Raw genomic sequence first — 17,085 nt, 5'->3', positions numbered from 1 at the left:
TTAGATTGTTATGACGACCTTGCCGGTGGACTTGCGTTCTTTCAGCAGCTGCATTCCCTGGGCGACCTCGGACAAGGGCAAGATGTGGCTTATATGTGGCTTGATCTTCCCTTCACCGTGCCAGCGAAACAACGTGTTGAAACTGTCCCTTACGATTTCGGGCCGGAAGGTCAGATAACCGCCAATATAGAAGCCAATCACCGTCAGGTTTTTGACCAGTAGGTGATTGGCGGGGATTTGCGGAACCTCTCCACCGGCAAACCCGATGGGCAGCAGACGCCCTTCGGGGTTGGTGGCCCGAAAGGCCGCTTTGAACACGTCGCCGCCGATTGCGTCATAGACGACATCTGCGCCACCCAGCGATTTGACCGCGTCTCTTAGGTCTTCTGAGGTGTCGATCAAGTGATCTGCGCCCGCAGCTTTGGCAATGGCCAGCTTGTCCGCCCCGCGTGCCTGCGCGATCACGGTTGCCCCCATCAACTTACCAATCTCGACCGCTGTCAGGCCAACCCCGCCCGCCGCGCCGGTAACCAGAAGTGTTTCACCCGGCTGCAACCTGGCGCGGTGATCCAGCGCCAGGTGGCTGGTTCCATACGCGATCTGGATCGCCGCCGCCTCTTCGAAGCTGATCGTGTCGGGCAGTGATATCACCCGTGCTGCGTCAAAAACCCCAAATTCCGCCAGCCCACCCTGACCTGAATAGACGGCCACGCGATCACCAATGCTGATGCCGCTTACATCGGCGCCCACCGCATCTATGACACCCGTAACCTCCATCCCCAATGTGAACGGAGCGGCGGGCGTGTCCTGATATGTCCCTTTTTGCATCAGCAGGTCGGCAAAATTCAGCCCGCAGGCTTTGATCGCAACGCGCACCTGACCCAAGGAGGTTTTAGGTGTGGTGATCTGGCAAAGCTTGGCCTGCTCACCTGCGGATTGAATGTGAAATGCCTGCATAATCTGATCATCCCCCTGCACCGGGCATAGGTGCGTTTTGTGCTGAACTTGTCAATGATATTGGGCGGCCGAGCTTGACCCAAAAAGCAACAGGGTGTTCGCGGCTTTGGCAAGCAGGGGCACAACCATAAACAATCGTTCTGGCTGCATGACTCAACCATCTTGAAAAATGATCAAAAAAAAGTAATAAAGGCAGCTAGTGCTGTAATCGGGGGAGGCACGATCCGTATTAGGGAATGGTTAAATCCCATTCTCTAATGTTGCGATACCGGACGTCGCGCAATCCCGATCAGATGTTTGTGTACTAAAGGAGAATACCAATGACTCATCACGTCGATGTCCATGTGGGCAAGCGCGTTCGGCATCGCCGCTGGCTGATTGGGATGACCCAACAGCAATTGGCGCAGCAGGTTGGTATCAAGTTTCAACAGATTCAAAAATACGAAACCGGTGCCAACCGAATCAGTGCTTCTCGCCTTTGGGACATTGCTGAGGCATTGGAAGTTCCCGTCAGCTTTTTCTTTGAAGGGCTGGAAGAGATTCAGAAAAGCGCGGATGAAAAGAAATCTGTGCCTGCAGACCTGATGGGGGACAAGGAAGCGTTGGATCTGGTGCGCTCTTACTATGCAATCCCGGAAAATCAGCGCCGCCGGCTGTTCGAATTGGCACGGGTTCTGAGTGACGTTGCGTGATCTGATCGCGCCCGCTTGACTTTGATAGGCGTTGGCCGCACCAGTGGTCCATGCACCAGACCCATCTGACCGATATGGATGTTGCTGAAGAAATGGCCGACGCGGCGCGCGCGGCCATTCTTCCGCATTTTCGCCAACACGGTCTTGAAACCGCGAACAAGCTGGAAGGCGGGTTTGATCCTGTCACTATCGCAGATCGCGCGGCGGAAAAAGCAATGCGCGAGGTGTTGCAACGTCTTCGCCCCGATGACGGCATCCTGGGTGAAGAGTATGGCCAGTCCGAAGGCCAAAGCGGTCGCGTTTGGGTACTGGACCCAATCGATGGAACGCGCGGATTTGTCAGCGGCACACCGACGTGGGGCGTTTTGATCGCGCTCAGCACCTCAGACGGCCCAGAGCTGGGGGTGATCGATCAACCCTATATCGGCGAACGGTTCAGAGGATCGTCCGAGATTGCGCAGCTGACCGGGCCCTTGGGCACATCACAGTTGGCGACGCGTGCAGTAAAGACGCTCGACCAGGCCACCCTGTTCACAACCTTCCCCGAAGTTGGCACCTCTGAAGATCGCGCAGGGTTCGAAGCTGTGTCAAAACAGGTGCAATTGACGCGCTTTGGCATGGATTGCTATGCCTACGCGCTGCTGGCCGCGGGACAGGCGGATCTGGTGATCGAGGCGGGGTTGAACGCCTATGACATTCAGGCTCCGATTGCAGTGATTGAGGCTGCTGGTGGCATCGTAACCGATTGGCAAGGCGGACCGGCGCATAACGGTGGACGTGCCCTTGCAGCTGCCAACGCCGAGATTCATGCGGCCGCGCTGGACATCCTGCGCTCCTATTAAACCATTGCCCCTGTAACGCCCTGACGCTAAACCGGTGTCAGCCGGTTCTTACGCCTGTTTTCCACCGGCCCCGCATTCCTTGCATGAGACAGGCAATTGCAGGAGTGCCGCTATGACTGAATTTCTTATCAAAAACGCAGATACCATCCTGACCATGGATGATGACCGTCGCGAGCTAAACGATGCAGATATCCTGATCCGCAACGGCCAGATCGCGCAACTTGGTCACGGGCTGACGACAACGGGCGAGGTGCATGATGCCAGGGGCTGCGTGGTCACGCCGGGTCTGGTGAACACGCATCATCACCTTTACCAAACCCTGACCCGCGCGGTTCCGGGCGGGCAGGACGCGTTGCTGTTTGGCTGGCTGCAAACGCTCTATCCCATCTGGTCGCGGTTCGGGCCGGAGCAGATGTTTACCTCAGCCCAGATCGGGCTGGCCGAGCTGGCACTGTCCGGTTGCACCCTAAGTTCCGATCACCTGTACCTCTACCCCAATGGCGCGCGGCTGGAGGATACGATTGCCGCTGCCTCAGACCTGGGCTTGCGCTTTCATCCTACCCGCGGCGCGATGAGCATCGGCGAAAGCGATGGAGGCCTGCCGCCGGACAGTCTCGTCGAAGCTGAAAATGATATCCTGAACGACATGATCCGCGTTGTGGATGCGTTCCATGATCCCAGCGAAGGGTCGATGTGCCGGGTTGGCGTCGCGCCCTGTTCGCCCTTTTCAGTCAGCCGGGACCTGATGCGCGATGCCGCTCTGCTGGCGCGCGACAAGGGTGTCATGCTGCACACCCATTTGGCCGAGAACGACGAGGATATCGCCTATTCCCAGGCGCAATTCGGTTGCCGTCCGGGACAATATGCCGAGGATCTGGGCTGGACCGGTCCCGATGTCTGGCACGCCCATTGCGTCAAGCTGGATGGGGCCGAGATCGACCTGTTTTCGAAAAGCAGAACCGGTGTCGCCCATTGCCCTTGTTCAAACTGCCGTCTCGGATCGGGTATCGCACCGGTGCGCAGCATGCGCGATCAGGGCGTGAAAGTTGGGCTCGGCGCGGATGGCTCGGCCAGCAATGACAACGGCAACCTGATGCTTGAGGCGCGGCAGGCCATGTTGTTGCAACGAGTCGCCAATGGGGCCGACGCCATGTCCGCCCGCGAAGCGCTGGAGATCGCGACCCGTGGCGGCGCGGATGTGCTGGGACGTCCAGATTGCGGGCGGCTGATACCGGGCAAACGGGCCGACATCGCCGTTTGGGATACCCGCACAAGCCTCGAAAGCGCGGGCAGCTGGGATCCGGCAGCCCTATTGCTGGCTGGGCCGATGCAGGTCAAACACCTGTTTGTCGAAGGCCGCCAGATCGTGTGCGACGGTCAAATCACGACAATCGATCTGCCAAGAACAATAGAAACCCAGAACCGTCTGGCGCGCGCGCTTGCACAATAGCGGGATCCGCCCTTCATCTGGCTAAAAATATCCCCGCCGGAGGCATGCGCCGCAGGCGCATTCATTGGGCGACTTGCCTACCTCCGATCCAAACTTCGGCAATGGCGCGGTCGTCGCCCATCATGATGGTCGGGAAGACAGCTTCCCACAGATCATCCGCATGGGCCTCGCGCTGGGCGATGGCCGGGGTCGAGGCGAGGTCGATGACAACCAGATCCGCCTCCATCCCCGGGGCGACATTGCCGATGCAATCATCCATCCTCAGCGTTCGCGCCGACCCGACTGTACCCAACCATAGCAATTGTGCCGGGTGCAGAGGGCGACCACGCAGTTGACCGACCTCATAGGCGGCGGCCATGGTGCGCAGCATTGAAAAGCTGGACCCGCCGCCGGTATCGGTCGCCAACCCGACCCGGTGGCCGTCATGGATCGACCCATTCATGTCAAACAGGCCCGAGCCGATAAACGTGTTCGAGGTCGGACAATGCACCAGCGCTGCATCAATTTCACGCAACCTGTCGCGTTCACGGTCTTCCAGATGGATAACGTGACCGTAAAGGCCATTTCGACCCAGCAGTCCGAATTTCTCATACGTATCCAAATAGTCCCGCGCTTCGGGAAACAGGGATCGGACCCATTCGATCTCATCCGTCTGCTCACTCAGATGAGTTTGCATCAGGCAATGCGGATTCTCGGCCCAAAGCGCACCCAAAGCCTCAAGCTGTTCAGGCGTGGAGGTGGGCGAAAACCGAGGTGTGATCGCGTAGGACAAGCGATCCACATGGTGCCATTTCTCAAGCAGCGCTTCGGATTGGTCATATGCTGTTTGCGCAGTGTCCTGCAAACCCTCGGGCGCGTTGCGATCCATGCAGGTTTTGCCAGCTACAACCCGTTGCCCACGTTGCTGCGCGACCGAAAAAAATGCATCAACGCTTTCGGGATGGATGGTGCAGAAGCTGCACATGGTGGTGGTGCCATGTGCCGTTGTTAGGTCGAGATAGCGGTTCGCGATCTCTGTCGCATAGTTGGTATCGCCGAACTTCATCTCTTCGGGGAAGGTATAGGTGTTTAGCCAGTCGATCAGCCGTTTGCCCCAGCTCGCGATCATGGCGGTTTGCGGGTAATGGACGTGAGGGTCCACAAAACCGGCCATGATCAGGTGGTTTCCGTAGTCCCGTGCTTCGGCATCCGGATGGGCAGCGGCCAGCGTGTCCAGTGAACCGACCGCTTGCACGCGCCCATCTTCGATCACCAGCGCCTCGTCCAGACGGGTCGCGTCGGTAGGTTCCCCGTCAAAGGGCGATCCGTCGAAACTCAGTATGCGCCCTTTCAAAAGCGTCTTTTGCGCCATTCGCCCTGTTCCTTAGCTGTTTGAGGCCACGGATCAGCATATGCGGGTGAAAGATGCGGGTAAATCGGCGTATTGTCATTGTTTTCCGGTAGCTGCTTCTTCTAATTAGGGGCCAATGACCGAATAAACGGGGACGGACATGACGACAGGCTTTGATGAACCCGTGACCGACTCGACCTCTGACGAAGATGTCTATGCGCTGGATCGTCGAACCGTGGCGGCGATCCTTTATGCCGTGGACATCGATGACCGCACCAAGCTGATCGAGCTGATGGAGCCGCTGCACGCGGCCGACATTGCCGACCTTCTGGAACAGATCAACCCCTATGACCGCGCGCGCCTGATCCGTCTGTATGACAAGGAATTTGATGGCGACATCCTGTCGGAACTGGATGAAGGAGTTCGGGAAGAGGTCATCAATGTCCTGAAGCCAGATGTCCTGGCCGAAGCGGTTCGGGACATGGAAAGCGACGATGTCGTTGACCTGCTGGAAGACCTGGAAGAACCGCAACAGGAAACCATTCTGGACGCGCTGGAGGATTCCGAACGGGTCGCGGCAGAGCAGGCGCTTGCCTATCCGGAAAACTCGGCCGGTCGACTTATGCAGCGCGAAGTGGTCATGGCGCCCGAACATTGGACCGTGGGCCAGGCCATCGATTTCATGCGCGCCAATGACGACTTGCCTGAACAATTCTATCACGTCGTTCTGGTTGATCCGCGCCTGAAACCCGTGGCGCAGGTCACGCTGGGCAAGCTGATGGCAACCCGGCGCGAGGTTCCCCTGCATGATCTGACGGAAGAAGAATTCCACATCATTCCCGTCGATCAGGACGAAGAGGATGTGGCCTATGCGTTCAACCAGTACCACCTGATCTCGGCCCCGGTCGTGGATGCTGATGGCCGCCTAGTCGGCGTAATCACCATTGACGACGCGATGGTGGTTCTGGACGAGGAGCACGAGGAGGACATTCTGCGCCTCGCCGGTGTCAGCGACGAAAGCTCGCTGTCGGACAGCGTTGCCGCGACCAGCCGTCGGCGTTTGCCCTGGCTCGCGGTGAACCTGTGTACGGCCATTTGCGCCTCGCTGGTGATCTCCCAGTTCGAGGCGGCGATTGATCAGTTGGTGGCGCTGGCGATCCTCATGCCGATTGTGGCCTCGATGGGGGGTAATGCAGGGACGCAATCGCTGACTGTTGCGGTGCGGGCACTGGCGACGCGCGACCTGACCGCTGCCAACGTGATGCGTGTGATCCGCCGTGAACTGCTCGTCGGCATGCTCAATGGGTTATGTTTTGCCGTGGTTCTGGGGACAGTAGGAATGCTGTGGTTTGACTCTCCGCTGCTGGGCGTCGTTATTGGATCAGCCTTGGTCGTGAACATGATCATCGCGGGCTTCGCGGGTACGGTAGTACCTGTCGTGCTAGACCGGCTGGGTGTTGACCCCGCTCTGGCTTCGGGCACTTTTGTGACGACCACAACGGATGTCATGGGATTCTTTATCTTCTTGGGATTGGCCAGCGTGGTGCTTTTGTGAGCGATCTGACGGAAATCAAGGCTGCGGCACGTAAAGCAGCGTTCGCCCGTCGCAAAGCCGCGTTTGACGTATGCTTGCCGGGGGCGGCAGGACGCCTGTCCGAAGTGCTGGCTGGCTACCGCGGTGTGCCGCTGTCCGGCTACATGCCGATCCGAACCGAGATCGACCCGCTGCCTGCCATGGCTGAGGCTTCGGCCTATGGTCCGGTCGGCGTTCCGGTTATTCAGGCTGCAGGGCAGGCGCTTAGGTTCTCGCGCTGGACGCCCGAAGGCGCGTTGAAAGACGGTCCTTTTGGTGCAAAGGTGCCTGAGGTTGACGACTACTTTGACCCCGAAATCCTGATCGTTCCACTGGTGGCCTTTGATGCGCAAGGCGGTCGTCTGGGTTATGGTGGCGGGTTCTATGACCGCACGCTTGAAGGGTTGCGCGCCAAGCGTCCGACTTTGGCCATCGGCTTTGCCTTTGATGCGCAAGAAGCCGAGGGGCTGCCTCTGGAACCCACAGATCAGCCCTTGGATATGGTGGTCACCGAAAGCCGAGTTCTGAGTTTCAAAACTTAACCCATATTCTCGGCTCGGAAATACTCCCATGCATCCCGCGTTGAGCCATCGGGCAGGGTGCAGGTCCCGGTTTGGCCATCCTCGCCGTCGACTATCTGGTACTGCCCGCCTTTCTCAACGCAGAAGGTCGCCGCTGGGTTGGCTAGCCCGGTCGTCGGCTTTGAAGGCTGATCGCAGGCGGCGAGGGGGGCAAGAAGGGCGGCGAAAATCAGGTAACGGGTCATGAATGTCTCCGATTTAATGCGGTTTTGCGCTCTATCGCCCTAGTTTAACCGCTTGTGCTTGGCATTGACCACACTTAGGACGGTTGGCATGAGGATACTGTTTCTGGGTGACGTCATGGGCCGGGCGGGACGCACGGCCATCCAACAACATCTGCCGCGTCTGCGCGAAGAGTGGCGGCTGGATTTCGTTGTGGTCAATGGCGAGAACGCCTCGAACGGGATGGGCCTGACCGGCGATCACGCCAAGCTGTTGCTGGATGCGGGCGCGGATTGCGTGACGCTGGGCGATCATGCCTTCGACCAAAAGGATATGCTGCAATTCATCGAGAAAGAGCCACGCATTGTGCGCCCGGTGAACTTTGCCAAAGGCGCGCCGGGGCGCGGGCATCGCCTGTTCAACGCGCCGGGAGGGCGCAAGGTGCTGGTGGTTCAGGTGCTGGGGCAGGTCTTTATGAAACGTCCCTTTGATGATCCGTTCTCGGCTATCGAACCGATCCTGAAGTCGCACCCGCGTGGCGGGCAGGCGAACGCGATCATCGTCGATATGCATTGCGAGGCGACATCCGAGAAAATGGCGATGGGCCATTATTGCGACAAACGCGCCAGCCTCGTGGTGGGGACACATACGCATGTGCCGACGTCGGATTCGCAGATACTGCCCGGTGGCACGGCCTATCTGACGGATGCGGGGATGTGCGGTGACTATGACTCGGTAATTGGCATGGACAAGGTTGAGCCACTGCGCCGGTTCATCACCGGTATGCCAAAAGCTCGATTCACCCCCGCGAATGGCGAGGCGACGCTCAGCGGTGTGTTTGTCGAAACCAATGATCAGGACGGCAGCGCAAAAACCGTGCGCATGGTGCGTGTCGGCGGGCGGCTAGAGCAGGCGGGTCCGTAAAGGCTTGCTCTGCCTCGCGCAATGCGGGAAACTACCCAGCAGGCGCTTGGGCCAGGGTTCGGACAGAATACCACGAATGCACTTTCTTTCATTGACAGACACCGGCAGCGCAATTCTGGCGCTTTTGATTGTTGCGGGCATGTTCGTCATGTTCCTGCGAGAGGTTTACCCGACCGAGGTGGTCGCCATCGGTGGTGTTGCTTTGATGCTTGTGACGGGAATACTGCCCTATCAAAGCGCGCTGGCCGTCCTGTCAAATCCCGCCCCATGGACCATTGCAGCAATGTTCATCATCATGGGGGCCTTGGTGCGCACCGGGGCACTGGATGCCTTTACCTCGACCGCGCAGAAACAGGCGCAAGTGAACCCGAAGATCGCCATCGCCCTGCTTATGGCATTTGTGGTTCTGGCCTCGGCGGTGGTTTCCAACACGCCCGTTGTTGTTGTGATGATCCCGGTCTTTGTTCAGATCGCGCGCACGCTGAATGTTCCAGCCTCAAAACTACTGATCCCGCTCAGCTATGCGGCCATTCTGGGCGGAACGCTGACTCTGATCGGAACCTCGACCAACCTGCTGGTGGATGGTGTTGCCCGCGCGCAGGGGATGCAGCCCTTCACGATTTTCGAGGTCACCCCTCTGGGCATCGCGCTCGTGATCTATGGCATGATCTACCTGCGCTTCATCGCGCCGCGCCTGCTGCCGGAGCGCGACAGTATGGCATCGCTGCTCAGCGATCGCTCCAAGATGAAGTTCTTTACCGAGGCCGTCATCCCGCCCGACAGCAACCTGATCGGGCGCGAAGTAACCGGCGTGCAGTTGTTCAAACGCCCCGGAGTAAGACTGATCGACGTTGTGCGCGGCGATGACTCGCTGCGACGCAATCTGAAAGGCGTGACGCTCAACGTGGGTGATAGGGTGGTTCTGCGCACCGAGATGACCGAACTTTTGAGCCTGCAACGCAACAAAGAGCTGAAGCGGGTCGATCAGGTGTCGGCGATTGAGACCAAAACGGTCGAGGTGCTGATCACTCCGGGCTGTCGTATGGTTGGACGCACGCTTGGGGCGCTCAGGCTGCGACGGCGCTATGGTGTATATGTTCTGGCGGTTCATCGTCGGAACCAAAACATCGGCCGACAGTTGGACGATCTGGTCGTTCGCGTGGGCGATACTTTGTTGTTGGAAGGCTCACCCGCCGACATTCAGAAACTGGCCGCAGATATGGACATGGTCGATGTGACCCAACCGTCGGCGCGTGCATTCCGACGCAGCCACGCACCGATTGCAATTGGCGCACTGGTTGGCATCGTCGCGCTGGCTGCGCTGGGTGTCGCGCCAATTCTGTTGCTGTCGATTTTGGCGGTCGCAGTCGTCCTGGTCACGCGTTGCATCGATGCGGATGAGGCGTTTTCCTTTGTTGAGGGCCGCCTGCTGGCCCTCATTTTTGCAATGCTTGCCATCGGAGCCGCTCTCGATGCTTCGGGTGCAGTGTCGCTTATTGTCGAAGCGATCGCGCCTTCGCTTGGGCTATTGCCACCCTTCCTGATCATATGGGCGGTATATCTACTTACCTCGGTCTTAACTGAACTGGTGTCGAACAATGCGGTTGCAGTTGTGGTTACACCTATCGCCATCGGGTTGGCGCAAGCTGTGGGGATGGATCCACGCCCCTTGGTTGTCGCTGTCATGGTTGCAGCCTCAGCATCTTTTGCGACGCCCATTGGATATCAGACTAACATGATGGTCTATGGTCCTGGGGGGTATAGGTTTACTGATTTTATGAAGGTAGGCATACCGCTCAACCTGACGGTTGGGCTGCTGGCATCGCTGCTGATCCCATTGATCTGGCCGCTCTGAGATCGGCGCAAGCTTGCCGCTGCGCTGCGATGACCCTTGTAAAATCACACGAACATACAAAGCTTTGTGCATGTGATTGTGCAGAAGGAATTGAATCATGTCTGCGAGAGCAACCGCAATTTGCGCAGCAACGGCTTTACTAACGGGAATGGGCCAGGTGGGCATCGCCGGAACCATCGAAGGATCCGCCACCTATCGTGAACGGATCGCTGTACCGCCAGATGCCACCTTGTATGTTGAACTTCAGGATGTCTCTCTGGCGGACGCACCTGCTGTGACCTTGGCCGCGCAGCGCTATGCCCTGAGCGGTGTTCCTGCACAATTTGAGCTGACCTATGACGACGCACTGATCCGGGACGGACACCGCTATAGCGTTCGTGCGTCGATTTCGCAGGGTCAAAGGCTGTTGTTCACTACAGATACCAGTAATCCGGTTCTGACAAACGGTGCCGATGATGCGGTCGATATGATCTTGGTTCAGGTGCAGAGTGAACTATCACTGGACAACACAGGCTGGATTGTTGGAACGCTGAATGGTGCTCCGGTGGAGACTGAAAGACGGCCAGAGCTGATCTTTGCGCAAAACGGTGATTTTTCTGGCAGTGGCGGATGTAACCGGTTCACTGGTCAGGCCGAGATTTCAGGCAATCAGATCGACTTTCCAGACAATATGGCTGCAACCCTAATGGCGTGCCCACCTCCGTTGGATGAGGTCGAACGTGAGTTTCTCAAAGCGCTGCAAACCATCACGAGTTTTGCGCGGCAAGGGGATGCATTGGCGCTGTTGGATGGGGCGGGTGAGCCGGTCATCAAACTGGTACGCAAACAGTAAGCTTAGTTAAGCCACCGCACGTGACCGGCCTGCATTGCGGCCCGAGAAGATACAGCCGCCGAGGAATGTGCCCTCAAGCGCATTGTAGCCGTGATAGCCACCACCACCAAAGCCTGCAACCTCTCCGGCAGCGAACAGGCCGGGCACCACTTGCCCGTCAGCACCGATCATCTGGCTATCCAGATTGGTCTGCAGCCCGCCCAGGGTCTTGCGAGTTAGCACATGCAGTTTGACCGCAATCAGCGGGCCATTGGATGGATCAAGGAACTTGTGCGGCTTGGCGGTGCGGATCAGTTTGTCCCCGCGATAGTTGCGCGCAGCAAGGATCGCCATCATCTGCGCATCTTTCGAAAACGGATTGTCGACCTGAGAATCCCGCGCCTCAATCTGTGCCCGCAGATGCGCCTCGTCAATCAATCCGCCGCCCAACTGGTTCATGCCGCTGACCAGTTCGGTCAGGGTATTGGCGACGACAAAATCCTCACCCTTTTCCTTGAAGGCCTCAACCGGTGCGGTGGCTTTCGCGCCCGACAAAATGCGCTGCCGAATGACCTCTTTCCAACTGCCCGAGGTAAAATCGGGGTTTTGTTCTGATCCGGACAAGGCGAATTCTTTTTTGATCACCTTCTGCGTTAGTACAAACCAGCTGTAATCGTATCCGGTTTTCAGGATCTCGCGCAGGGTCCCCAACGTGTCAAATCCCGGCAGGCAGGGGGGCTGCATCCGGTTGCCGGTGGCGTCGAACCACATTGAACTTGGTCCGGGCAGGATACGAATGCCGTGGGCGGGCCAGATCGGATCCCAGTTTTTAACGCCTTCGGTATAATGCCACATACGATCGCCGTTGATCACATGGCCGCCTGCCTTTTCGCTGATCGCGATCATGCGGCCATCGACGTGAAACGGAACGCCGGCCACCATGTCTTTGGGCGGCTCACCCAGACGTTCACGCGGCCAGTTTTTGCGGACCATCTCGAAATTGCCGCCGATCCCGCCGGATGTGACGATAACCGAAGGTGCATAGAATTCGAATTCCCCAACCTCTTCACGGTTGGTCTTGCCGCCGCGATGGGCTGTGTCGTCGGCCAGAACCTCGCCCGACACGCCTTTTGCGGTGCCGTTCTGCATGATGATATGGCTGACCTGATGACGGAACTTCAGCTCGATCAGGCCTGCTTTGACATGCTCTTTGACGCGGCGAATGAAATGTTCCAGAACGCCGGGACCTGTGCCCCATGTGATATGAAACCGGGGGACCGAGTTGCCATGCCCATTGGCGAAAGACCCGCCCCTTTCAGCCCAGCCGACCACTGGGAACCAGCGCAGACCCATCTCATACAGCCAAGGACGCATTTCCCCGGCTGCAAACTCCACATAGGCCTCGGCCCATTTGCGCGGCCAGGTATCTTCATCGCGGTCGAATTGCGCACTGCCCATCCAGTCGCGAAGTGCCAATTCATGGCTGTCCTTGATCCCCATCCGGCGCTGTTCCGGCGTGTTGACCATGAACAGGCCACCTAGGCTCCAGAACGCCTGACCACCCAGAAAGCTCTCGGGTTCCTGATCAACCATGATCACCTTTTTGCCGCGGTCGCCTAGCTCGGCAGCTGCAGCCAACCCGGCCAAACCGCTACCAACGACAATTGCATCTGCGGTGGTGTTGGTCATAAGCGGTCCTTTCAGCGTTTGCGGAACCAGATGAGAAATGGCAGCACGACCGCATACATCGTGATCCCGTAGACGGCAGATGGCAGGGCCAATGGGCTGAACCCGCTGTCTGTGCTGGTGATCAAGGCCGCCAGCGTGATCCCCAGCGTCGAGTTCTGGATGCCCGTATCGATCGAGATACTTTTGCTCTCAGCCCATGACAGGTTTGCGGCACGCGCGATCCCCAGCCCGATCAGCAAAAGCGCGATATTCAAGGAAATCAAGCCCGTGCCCATAATGCCAAGGTTATCGACGAAAAGCTGCCAGTTTCCGGCTAATGCCGCTACGACGATCAGAACGAACAACACAGTAGCCAGTTTGGACAAACCACCTTCGATCCGGTTTGCAAACCCGGTTGCGAACCTGCGAATACTGACGCCGATGGCAACTGGGAGGGTTGTGATCAGGAACATGGCAATGGCCAAACCGGTGATCGAAACTTCGGGTGCGTTTTCTGCCATGAAGTGCGTGATGGACCACGCCGCCAGAACAGGCACTGTCAGGATCGACAGAATGCTGATTACCGCGGTCAGGCTGACCGATAGGGCCACATCGCCCTTGGCCAATTTGGTCAGGATGTTACTTGTTACGCCGCCGGGGCAGAAGCTGAGCAACATGAAACCAACGGCAATCTCAGGGGGAAAGCCAAACAAGGTAACAGTTGCAAACGCGGCGATGGGTAGCAGCACCACCTGACACACCGCACCGATGGCAAAGGGGATTTTGCGGCTTAGCACACGTCGGAAATCCGCGATCTCAAGCCCGATACCCAGCGACAGCATGATGATGGCCAGCGAGATCGGCAGGCCGACATTGATAAGAAAATCCAAGAACAACTCCTCCCCAGGGTGTTTTGGATCAGCCTACGCGAGCTTGAAAGCCGCAGGCAATACCGCCGTTAGGTCACTTGTAGCGCTGGGCAAACCGGCGCAGGATTTCACCGGGCTGAGTGACATCTGCGCTGTTGCAGATATCGATCAGGGTTTGCGCGTCTTCGGGCGGGAAATAGCCGTGATGCTTATAGATGTTGATACGTTGCTCAAAGTCTTTTGCATCCGCCTCGGGGTGGAACTGCGTGGCATAGACGTTCTGGCCCCAGCGGATCATTTGAAACGGGCAGGGATCTGAGGCAACGAGGTGCACGCATCCTTCTGGCAGGGCTTGCACGGCTTCCTTGTGGCCGACAAAGGCGTCGAATTCTGGGCTTAACCCCGCCGTCAGAGGGTCAGTCGCGCCATCGTCTGTCAGACGGCAGGCCGATGGGCCGACCGGTTCACCAAACTGGGCCTTGCTGACATCCCCGCCCAGATGAGCCGCCAGAACACCCAAGCCATAGCAGCAGCCCATGAACGGATGATCATGGGCGGTGATCTGAGGCATAAGCTCCATCACCGCACCTTCGATCTTTGCGTCAAGCGCGGATTTCGTGTTGGGATCGTCACTGACACAGCCCGGGCCTCCGCCGACGATGACACCCGCGTAATCTGTGACATTCAGCCCCTCGGGCAGGTCCTCGCAATCCAGCCGAATGCGGTGCGTCTGCTCTGGCGTGAGGCCGGTTTTGTCCAGAATCGAGGCATATTCGGCATCCGAAGCATCTGCCTCGGGGCGGAGTTGCAGGATCAGAAAGCGTTTCACTAGTTGCCTCTATTGCGCTTGCGAACCTTGGCAGCCGCGGTTGTCCCAGGATTATGCTTTGTTAATCTGACATCGGAACTTTGGAAAGGGACTGTCCGTGACGCCAAACACTGTAATCGCCTGGGATTTCGATGGGGTACTCAATCAAAACATCCGTGACGGCGTTTTCTTGTGGGCGCAACACTTTGAGCAGGATCTCGGCCAATCTCTGGAAGTGTTTACCCATCATGTATTCAGGAACGATTTCGACCGGATTATAACCGGGCAGGAAGATCTGCGCGATCGTGTGGCTGAATGGGCTGGCATGGTTGGTTTTGCGCCGGGCGCCGACGCGGTGTTGGACTATTGGTTCCAGAAAGATGCATTACCTGACCCCAAGGTCATGGACGTATTGGACGCGATTTCGCGTCAGGGTGTCAGACAAGTTATTGCGACCAATAATGAAACACGGCGGGTCACCTTTATTGAACGTGAAATGGGGTTCTTGGATCGAGTCGAATGCGTGTTCTCATCCGGTCGGATGGGGGTGAGAAAACCGCATCTTGGATTCTATGAGTATGTCACCGACACACTGCACGTCACTTCGGACCAGATGCTGCTTGTCGACGACTATCGTGCCAGCGTTGAAGCCGCCCGTCAGGCGGGTTGGCGCGCCTATCTGTTCTCCGAAGAAACAAAGGACGAGATATTGGGCCTGCTTCGGGATGAGTTCTTGTTTTCCTAAGCGCGTTCAAAGCGGCCAGAAGACAAGGATCGAAGGGATCGAGACCGCGATGATCAGGATCTCCAGTGGCAATCCCATGCGCCAGTAGTCGCCGAACCTGTAGCCACCCGGGCCCAGAACCAGTGTGTTGTTCTTGTGTCCGATGGGGGTGAGGAATGCAGCCGAGGCTGCCACCGCAACCGTCATCAGGAATGGATCGGGTGAAACTTCCAAACTACGTGCCATCTGGATGCCAACAGGGGCGGCGACAATGGCCGTGGCAGTGTTGTTCAGCACATCCGACAGGGTCATGGTCACGACCATCAGGACTGTCAGAATAGCCCAGGCGGGCAAGCCATTGGTCAGTTGGATCAAGGCGTTCGCGATGAGTTCAGTCCCGCCAGAGGTCTCTAATGCACTGCCTAAAGGGATCATCGACCCTAACAGCACGACGACGGGCCATTCGATGTGATTGTAGATGTCGCTGATCGGCATGATCTTGGTCAACACATAGGCGATAACGACCAACCCCAAGGCAATGGGTAGATAGATCAACCCGATGCTTGCGGCCAGAACGGCAGTCGCGAACAGACCGATGGCCAGCCATGCTTTTTCATTTGCGGTAACGTTCAACCCGCGCTGCGCCAGTGGCAAACAGCCCAGCCATTCGGTCACATCCGCGCCTCTGTCGCGGGGGCAGAGCAGCAGGAGGATATCGCCTGCTTCCACCTCGGTCTTGCGGACCTGTTCAGTGATCTGGCGACCCTGACGGGAAATGCCCATCAAAACGGTGCTTTGCCGCCATGCCAGCCCCAACCCCTGAGCGGTGCGACCTGTAATGCGCGCGCTTTCTGTGGCGACGACCTCGATCACTTCAAGCCCTTCGCCCTCGGCGGTCAGCACCTCTTGCCGCCGCGTGTCCGAGAAATCCAGCTTCAGGGCAGCGCGAAACTCGTCCAGCGCTTCGGGGCGCGCTTCCAGCACCAGCGCGTCGCCTTCTTTCAGTGTCGCGTGGGACGAACGGCCATAGCGTCGTTTGCCATCTCGGATCAGCCCGATGATCGCCACATCTGATTTCTCAGCGTCTTCATAAAGCTCGCTGACACGCTTGCCGATATGAGGTGAGTCCGGTGGTAGCGTCAGTTCCGCGATATATTCCGCTATGGAGTCCGAGGCTTCCTGTTGCGGGCCCCGATTTGGGATCAGGCGCCAGCCGATCAGCGACACAAACGCGAGGCCGGCAATGGCGGCTATGCCGCCGACCGGGGCAAAATCGAACATCTTGAAGGGCTCGCCCAGCGTTTCGGCGCGGATTGAGGCGATGATGATGTTCGGCGGCGTGCCGATCAAGGTGGCCATGCCACCCAGGATTGTCGCGAAGCTGAGCGGCATCAGCGACAGTCCCACCGATCGCCCGGCCTTGCGTGCTGTCTGTATGTCCACCGGCATCAACAGGGCCAACGCGGCAACGTTGTTCATAAAAGCCGACAGAACTGCGCCGATGCCGCCCATTAGCGCGATATGTGCGCCCAAGCCGCGTGAGGCATCGACCAAAGTACGTGTGATCAGGAACACAGCCCCTGATCGGACCAATCCTGCAGAGACGACCAGAACCAACGCAACGATGATCGTCGCGGGATGGCCAAACCCTGCGAAGGCATTGTCCACCGGAACAACACCCAGCACGACACCGATCATCAGGGCAGCAAAGGCCACGAGGTCATAGCGAAAGCGGCCCCATAGCAGCATTCCAAAAACAGCAGCAAAAAGCGTGAAAAGAATGATTTGTTCTGTCGTCATGCCGCCACCATACCTGCACGGGGGCGTCTCGCAAGCCGA

Annotated in this window: 16 protein-coding genes; 9 read left to right on the top strand and 7 right to left on the bottom strand. The window is 58.0% G+C overall.

The genetic code is table 11. The annotated features are described in order from the left end of the window. A complete protein-coding gene (locus tag ABLN87_RS14915) occupies window positions 1-957 on the bottom strand; it encodes an NADPH:quinone oxidoreductase family protein (protein WP_353011482.1) in 957 nt (318 codons plus the stop codon). 320 nt (window positions 958-1,277) lie between these two features. Between ABLN87_RS14915 and ABLN87_RS14910 the strand changes: the two genes are divergently transcribed. The 3 genes from ABLN87_RS14910 to ABLN87_RS14900 all read left to right on the top strand — a co-directional run bounded on the left by ABLN87_RS14910 (window position 1,278) and on the right by ABLN87_RS14900 (window position 3,941). Continuing rightward, window positions 1,278-1,649, top strand: coding sequence for a helix-turn-helix domain-containing protein (locus tag ABLN87_RS14910; RefSeq protein WP_353011481.1), 372 nt, complete (start codon window positions 1,278-1,280; stop codon window positions 1,647-1,649). 50 nt (window positions 1,650-1,699) lie between these two features. Then, window positions 1,700-2,491, top strand: a complete 792-nt coding sequence (gene hisN / locus ABLN87_RS14905; protein ID WP_353011479.1) for a histidinol-phosphatase — start codon at window positions 1,700-1,702, stop codon at window positions 2,489-2,491. Between the two features lie 112 nt (window positions 2,492-2,603). Further along, window positions 2,604-3,941 (top strand): 8-oxoguanine deaminase, encoded by a 1,338-nt coding sequence (locus tag ABLN87_RS14900; RefSeq protein ID WP_353011477.1) that lies wholly within the window; start codon window positions 2,604-2,606, stop codon window positions 3,939-3,941. A gap of 61 nt (window positions 3,942-4,002) precedes the next feature. Here ABLN87_RS14900 and guaD read toward each other — a convergent pair whose 3' ends face one another. Next, a complete protein-coding gene (guaD, locus tag ABLN87_RS14895) occupies window positions 4,003-5,292 on the bottom strand; it encodes a guanine deaminase (RefSeq protein ID WP_353011476.1) in 1,290 nt (429 codons plus the stop codon). Window positions 5,293-5,431: 139 nt separating this feature from the next. Between guaD and mgtE the strand changes: the two genes are divergently transcribed. Further along, window positions 5,432-6,826: a magnesium transporter gene (mgtE, locus tag ABLN87_RS14890; protein ID WP_353011474.1), complete on the top strand. Its 1,395-nt coding sequence runs from the start codon at window positions 5,432-5,434 to the stop codon at window positions 6,824-6,826. Continuing rightward, a complete protein-coding gene (locus tag ABLN87_RS14885) occupies window positions 6,823-7,386 on the top strand; it encodes a 5-formyltetrahydrofolate cyclo-ligase (protein ID WP_353011473.1) in 564 nt (187 codons plus the stop codon). The genes mgtE and ABLN87_RS14885 overlap by 4 nt, the downstream gene beginning before the upstream one ends. Here ABLN87_RS14885 and ABLN87_RS14880 read toward each other — a convergent pair. Next, on the bottom strand, window positions 7,383-7,610 hold the full coding sequence (locus ABLN87_RS14880; RefSeq protein ID WP_353011472.1) for a putative hemolysin: 228 nt from the start codon (window positions 7,608-7,610) through the stop codon (window positions 7,383-7,385). The two genes, ABLN87_RS14885 and ABLN87_RS14880, sit on opposite strands and share 4 nt — an antisense overlap. Before the next feature lie 88 nt (window positions 7,611-7,698). Here ABLN87_RS14880 and ABLN87_RS14875 point away from each other — a divergent pair, with 88 nt between their 5' ends. The 3 genes from ABLN87_RS14875 to ABLN87_RS14865 all read left to right on the top strand — a co-directional run bounded on the left by ABLN87_RS14875 (window position 7,699) and on the right by ABLN87_RS14865 (window position 11,198). Further along, the gene (locus ABLN87_RS14875) at window positions 7,699-8,511 is read left to right on the top strand and encodes a TIGR00282 family metallophosphoesterase (RefSeq protein WP_353011470.1); all 813 of its coding nucleotides are present in this window, start codon (window positions 7,699-7,701) and stop codon (window positions 8,509-8,511) included. A 76-nt stretch (window positions 8,512-8,587) separates the two neighbouring features. Further along, a complete protein-coding gene (locus tag ABLN87_RS14870; RefSeq protein ID WP_353011469.1) occupies window positions 8,588-10,366 on the top strand; it encodes an SLC13 family permease in 1,779 nt (592 codons plus the stop codon). A 97-nt stretch (window positions 10,367-10,463) separates the two neighbouring features. Next, window positions 10,464-11,198, top strand: a complete 735-nt coding sequence (locus ABLN87_RS14865) for a YbaY family lipoprotein (protein ID WP_353011467.1) — start codon at window positions 10,464-10,466, stop codon at window positions 11,196-11,198. A gap of 6 nt (window positions 11,199-11,204) precedes the next feature. On the opposite strand, the gene ABLN87_RS14860 is transcribed toward ABLN87_RS14865, so the two are convergent. From ABLN87_RS14860 to ABLN87_RS14850, 3 genes are all read right to left on the bottom strand, one after another. Then, window positions 11,205-12,866: an FAD-binding dehydrogenase gene (locus ABLN87_RS14860; RefSeq protein WP_353011465.1), complete on the bottom strand. Its 1,662-nt coding sequence runs from the start codon at window positions 12,864-12,866 to the stop codon at window positions 11,205-11,207. A gap of 11 nt (window positions 12,867-12,877) precedes the next feature. After that, window positions 12,878-13,735 carry a bile acid:sodium symporter family protein gene (locus tag ABLN87_RS14855; RefSeq protein ID WP_353011463.1) on the bottom strand — a complete coding sequence of 286 codons (858 nt, stop codon included), beginning with the start codon at window positions 13,733-13,735 and terminating at the stop codon, window positions 12,878-12,880. Between the two features lie 73 nt (window positions 13,736-13,808). After that, window positions 13,809-14,543, bottom strand: a complete 735-nt coding sequence (locus ABLN87_RS14850) for a glutamine amidotransferase (protein WP_353011461.1) — start codon at window positions 14,541-14,543, stop codon at window positions 13,809-13,811. A gap of 97 nt (window positions 14,544-14,640) precedes the next feature. On the opposite strand from ABLN87_RS14850, the gene ABLN87_RS14845 reads away from it, so the two are divergent. Next, window positions 14,641-15,267, top strand: coding sequence for an HAD family hydrolase (locus ABLN87_RS14845; protein WP_353011460.1), 627 nt, complete (start codon window positions 14,641-14,643; stop codon window positions 15,265-15,267). A gap of 6 nt (window positions 15,268-15,273) precedes the next feature. On the opposite strand, the gene ABLN87_RS14840 is transcribed toward ABLN87_RS14845, so the two are convergent. After that, window positions 15,274-17,046, bottom strand: coding sequence for an SLC13 family permease (locus ABLN87_RS14840; RefSeq protein ID WP_353011458.1), 1,773 nt, complete (start codon window positions 17,044-17,046; stop codon window positions 15,274-15,276). Window positions 17,047-17,085: the final 39 nt, after the last annotated feature.

This window comes from Ruegeria sp. SCP10 (genome assembly GCF_040329495.1).
Classification (GTDB): domain Bacteria; phylum Pseudomonadota; class Alphaproteobacteria; order Rhodobacterales; family Rhodobacteraceae; genus Ruegeria.
The sequence above is the reverse complement of the archived record's forward strand: the minus strand, read 5'-3'. Positions and strand labels throughout refer to the sequence as shown.